The following is a 4,755-nucleotide window of genomic DNA, read 5'->3' as shown; positions in this document are numbered from 1 at the left end:
ACAGGGCTGAAGTCGTGGAATAGCTGGCGCCTGAAATGCCGGCCAGCACACGCCCGATGAACAGCATCGGGTAGGACCAGGCGACCGCGCAGATCAGATTGTCGATGGAGAAGGTCAGCACCGATGCGAGCAGGATCGGCCGCCGCCCGAACCGGTCGCTCAAGCCACCCATGATCGGCGCGAAGACGAACTGCATCGCCGCATAGACGAAGAACAGCCAGCCGCCTTCGATCGCCGCGCCACTGATGCTGACCCCGGTCAATTCCTTGAGATAGGCCGGCAGCACCGGCATGATCATGCCGAAGCCGATAATGTCGAGCAGCAGCGTGGTGAAGACGAGCGCAAGGCCCCGTCTGGCGGTTTTGGGATCGATCATGCTGGGTCAAGCTCCTCTGCTCGCCCCCAGGCGCAGGCGGACGCAGCTTATAGGCGAGCTCGCGGCAAGGAACAATGCGGGAACAGGCCGAATCTGGTTATCCTGACACCCCCTGACGACAACATCGCCGGCAGGTGAAGCTTGAAAACGGTCTGGTCAGATCGGCCCACTCAGCGTGTTGCAATCCGACAGCTTGCCGCTCTTGTAACCACGCGCCAGCCAGGTCTGCCGCTGCTGCGAGGTGCCGTGGTTGAAGCTTTCCGGTACGACATAGCCCTGCGTCTTCTTCTGCAGCGTGTCGTCGCCGATCTTTTGGGCAGCATTGAGCGCCTCTTCGAAATCGCCCTGCTCCAAGATGCCCTTCTGCCCGGTGAAATGCGCCCACACCCCGGCGAAGCAGTCGGCTTGCAGCTCGATGCGCACCGACATCTGGTTGGCCTCCGCCTGGTCCATGCCTTGCCGCATCTGGTTGAACTTGGACATAATGCCCGTCAAGTTCTGCACGTGGTGGCCTACCTCGTGCGCGATCACATAGGCTTGGGCGAAGTCGCCAGAGGCGCCGAACTGCTGGTCGAGTTGCTGGAAGAAGGTTGTATCGAGATAGACCTTGTGGTCGCCCGGACAATAGAACGGCCCGGCGGCCGACGATGCCGAGCCGCAGGCCGAACGGATCTGGCCGCTGAACAGCACCAGCTTCGGGTCCTCATATGTCAGCCCCTGCGATTTGAAGATCCCGGTCCACGTGTCCTCGGTCTCGGCCAGCACGGTCGCCACGAACTGCTTCATCTCATCATTGGCGGGCGTAGCAGAGCCGCTGTCCTCGGTAATCTGGCCGCCGCCGCCCGGCGCCAGTCCGCCGCCGCCACCCAGGATCGTCGACGGATCGAAGCCGAAATACCATCCGGCCAGCACCACCAGGATGACGAGGAAGATGCTGCCGCCGCCACCGGTGCGGCCGCCGATCGGAATGCGGAACTGGCCACCGCCGCCGCCGAGCCCGCCACCGCCGCTGCGGTCGTCCTCGATATTGTCACTCTGACGACGGCCTCTCCAGAGCATGGCAACTCCTCGCGCTGCAAACTTCCCCGTTGTTGCGGGGCTCAACCCAACAAACAACTATCTCAATGGTTGCTCCAAGTCACAGTATTTTTCCAGACCGCGGCGGTTCTGGCATGACGGCCTCACCGCTCTGGCCGAGAGTGCGCAAGGCCTGTAGCATTGCTCGTGGATGGGGGATGTATTGGGCTTGAAGACGATCGGTTCATTCCTGTCGCTGATTGCGGCGTTGTTTTGCCTCGGCACGCCGGTAGCCGGCGCGGTGACGCTCGATTCCAGCGTTGCCGTCACCGACCCCGCCACCTTGCAGGCATTGGAACGCGGCGGACTGTCGATCAGCCGCCTGCTGGGGCCAGCGCTCGGCCTGACCCGCGAGGTCGACAATCGCGGTCTGTTCTCGGTACCGGCTTTGGCGACAGTGCGCGACACAGTCAAGCAGCAGATCGCCGACGAGCCGAAGACCAGTCCGGACCCCTATGTCGCCGACATGGCCAGATCGAAGGACACCAGCCAGAAATTCAATCCAAAATACATCGACGACGGCGGCTCGACGCTGGACCTCACCGGCGTTGTCAACCGCATGGACCGCGGCTATCTCGGCCACACCGAATGCGGCGAGATCCGGCTGATCTACCGCTTCCACTATTCGATCGCTGAAAAGCCGGTGAAGGGAAAGGCGGGCCAGCGCATTTCCTCGCGGCTGCCGTTGACCATGAGCCTGGTGTTCAACGCCAAACCCAGGCAGGCACAAGCGCGCGCCTCCAAGGACCTGCCAAGCGCCACCGATGTGTCCTGCGCCGATGTTGCCCAGCGCTGGCTGGCAGCCGGAAAGAAAGATCTGCCACCCGACCAGCTTGCCGCCTGGCTGCGCTCCGACGAGGGGCCGCTGTCGGGCGCCATGCTCAATTCGTCCCAGATCATGCGACTCGAACTCAACATGCAGGTGCTGCGCCTGTCTGCCTCGACGCGGCGCGATTTCGGCGGTCATGCCGAATACCTGCTGAAGATCTTCAAATGGGATCCGGCGACGTCCAGCTTCTATGAAGCGAAGATGGAAAACCAGATCGACCGCGCCACCGTGCTGGCCGACAAGCCGTCCTTTGCCAGATGGCTGCTCACTGACCGCAACATCTACGACCTCGATCACGGCCGGCTTGTCGTCGACGATAAGTTCCTGGCCAGGAGCGCCGTCTCCGTTGCACCCGGCGGCCTCAGCCGGTCGCAGAACAACATCGTCTACGGGCTGGTCGACGACGCCGACATCGACAAGGCGCTGAAGGACTATGTCGCCAGGGGCAATACGCTCGCCACCATCAAGTCGGCGGCCGGCTTCAAATTGCGGCTCAACGAGATGAGTTGCACCGGTTGCCATCAGACGCGCGGCATTGCCGGTTTCCACTACACCGGCGCCGATCCGGCCAGCGAGCCGCGGCGCAACGCCGTCTTCGTGCCGGGCTCGGCTGTGTTCTTCGCCGACCTGCCGCGCCGCCGCGCCATCGTCGAGCAGTTCGCCGCCGGCAGTCACCCGGACTTTACGCGCGGCTTCGCCGCCCGTCCGGACGCCAGATATGCCGAGGCGCTGAAAGGCACCGACCTCTACAATGGCTGGGGCTCGATCTGCTATCGCGGCGAGGATGCAAGTTTCAAGGACTGGACCTGCGGCACCGGCCTGCGCTGCGCTGGCGTCCATGAAAGCGCCATCCATCCGGGCTTCGGCACCTGCGTCAGCGAGGCCGGCACGGCCGTCGGCGACCCGGTCGAGTTCGGCGAGATCAAGATGTCGACCTGGGGCAACGACCAGTATTGCCGCCTCTCCCCGGCCACCGCCAAGGCCTGCGCCATCGACCCGGCGCGGGACAAGAAGCCGCCGGTCAAGCTCGCCGGCTATGGCGCGGCGCGCCAGCGCTACGACAATCCGCAGCAGAAGACCGGCGGCTTTCCCGGTGGCATGCTGCGCAAGGCGAGCTGCGACAAGCTTCCCGACGAGGCGACGTGCGGACGTCTGGCCAAGACCGGCTTCAACGACTGCATCGCGTCGGGCAAGGACCACAAATTCTGCACGAAGGAATTCACCAAGACCGCCGGCCTGCGCGCCTGCGACAAGGCGCATCCCTGCCGCGAGGACTATATCTGCACCGCAGGCTATGACGATCTGGCGCAGGCAGAAGCCGGCAAAGGCACCTGCATCCCGCCCTATTTCATCTTCCAGTTCCGCGTCGACGGCCACCCGCGCAGCTGGGTGCAGGATGTCAGGGAGTGAGGGAACGGTTTGCCGCAGGCAAATTGAAAGGTCCACTGGACCTTTCAAAAGGCTCGAACGCCCGCAGCCATAGCGGAGGGCGATAGACACTGCCGTAAGAAAAGACGTAAACCACGTCCAACAGCGGCCTTGGCCTGCAGCCAATCACGACAGACGTCTAATCTTCCTGCTTGGCGCCGGCGCTCTTGCCGTCGGAGCTCTTCGAACGTTCCTCGAAACGAGCCGCGCCCTTTTTCAGTGGACGGCCCGTTTCCGTTTCGGTCTTGCGCTCATCCCTCGCCGCCGCCTGTTTCAGTCCCGCGGCCGCCTGCTTGCCCTTTGCGGTCGGTGCTTGTTCGATGCCCATCGCTTCCTCCGTTCGCGCGACAAAACGCGCGGTGTCGGGAGCAACGTGCCCGGCGTGCGACGGTTCCGGCAGCGCCGGAAATCTGGCGGCTCAGCGCGCCGTCATCGCCTTGCGGAAAGCTTCCAGCGTCTCGGCGCTGACATGGTGCTCGATGCCTTCGGCGTCGATGCGCGCCGTCTCGGCGCTGACACCAAGCGAGCGCAAAAAGGCTTCCACCGTCTGATGGCGGATGCGGCTTTGCTCCGCGACCTTGCGACCGGCATCGGTCAGGAACACGCCGCGATAGGGCTTTCTCGACACCAGGCCGTCGGCGCACAGCCTGGTCAGCATCTTGGCCACTGTCGGCTGGGCGACGCCCAGGCGTGCGGCGATGTCCACCTGGCGCGCCTCGTTGCCGTCTTCGATCAGGTCGGCGATCAGCTCGACATAATCCTCGACCAGCGCGCTGCGGCGCGCTTCGCGCTGCTGCCGGAAGCCCTCCGAATGAATTTCGGCGTCAAGCAGCGGCTCGCGCGGGACCGGTCTGTTCTTCAGCGCCAATACGCGCTCCTCCCAGGACTATTTGCCATCCATGCTTTCATAGCACGGGCTCTGATTCTTCAGGCCGTTTATTTGCATTCCGCAACAGGTGCAACCGGACTTCCGATTGCGGGTTCGCCCGATACCGCCAGCAGAATAAAAAGCACCGACAATGAAATATAGCATATTGCATAATGT

The 4,755-nt window shown here is 63.4% G+C and carries 5 protein-coding genes; 1 reads left to right on the top strand and 4 read right to left on the bottom strand.

All coding sequences use genetic code 11. The features are described 5' to 3' along the window. Both EOC06_RS32855 and EOC06_RS32850 read right to left on the bottom strand, forming a co-directional pair. Window positions 1–376 (bottom strand): MFS transporter (locus EOC06_RS32855; protein ID WP_164898873.1); only part of this gene is annotated, 376 nt, incomplete at its 3' end. A 156-nt stretch (window positions 377–532) separates the two neighbouring features. Next, window positions 533–1,435, bottom strand: coding sequence for a neutral zinc metallopeptidase (locus tag EOC06_RS32850; protein ID WP_127271204.1), 903 nt, complete (start codon window positions 1,433–1,435; stop codon window positions 533–535). Window positions 1,436–1,622: 187 nt separating this feature from the next. Between EOC06_RS32850 and EOC06_RS32845 the strand changes: the two genes are divergently transcribed. Continuing rightward, window positions 1,623–3,692 carry a hypothetical protein gene (locus EOC06_RS32845; protein ID WP_245470291.1) on the top strand — a complete coding sequence of 690 codons (2,070 nt, stop codon included), beginning with the start codon at window positions 1,623–1,625 and terminating at the stop codon, window positions 3,690–3,692. Between the two features lie 157 nt (window positions 3,693–3,849). On the opposite strand, the gene EOC06_RS32840 is transcribed toward EOC06_RS32845, so the two are convergent. Then, on the bottom strand, window positions 3,850–4,038 hold the full coding sequence (locus EOC06_RS32840) for a hypothetical protein (protein ID WP_027039292.1): 189 nt from the start codon (window positions 4,036–4,038) through the stop codon (window positions 3,850–3,852). A gap of 90 nt (window positions 4,039–4,128) precedes the next feature. After that, the gene (gene mntR / locus EOC06_RS32835) at window positions 4,129–4,578 is read right to left on the bottom strand and encodes a manganese-binding transcriptional regulator MntR (protein ID WP_127271216.1); all 450 of its coding nucleotides are present in this window, start codon (window positions 4,576–4,578) and stop codon (window positions 4,129–4,131) included. Window positions 4,579–4,755: the final 177 nt, after the last annotated feature.

The organism is Mesorhizobium sp. M7A.F.Ca.MR.362.00.0.0 (assembly GCF_004023175.1).
Lineage (GTDB): Bacteria > Pseudomonadota > Alphaproteobacteria > Rhizobiales > Rhizobiaceae > Mesorhizobium.
The sequence above is the reverse complement of the archived record's forward strand: the minus strand, read 5'-3'. Positions and strand labels throughout refer to the sequence as shown.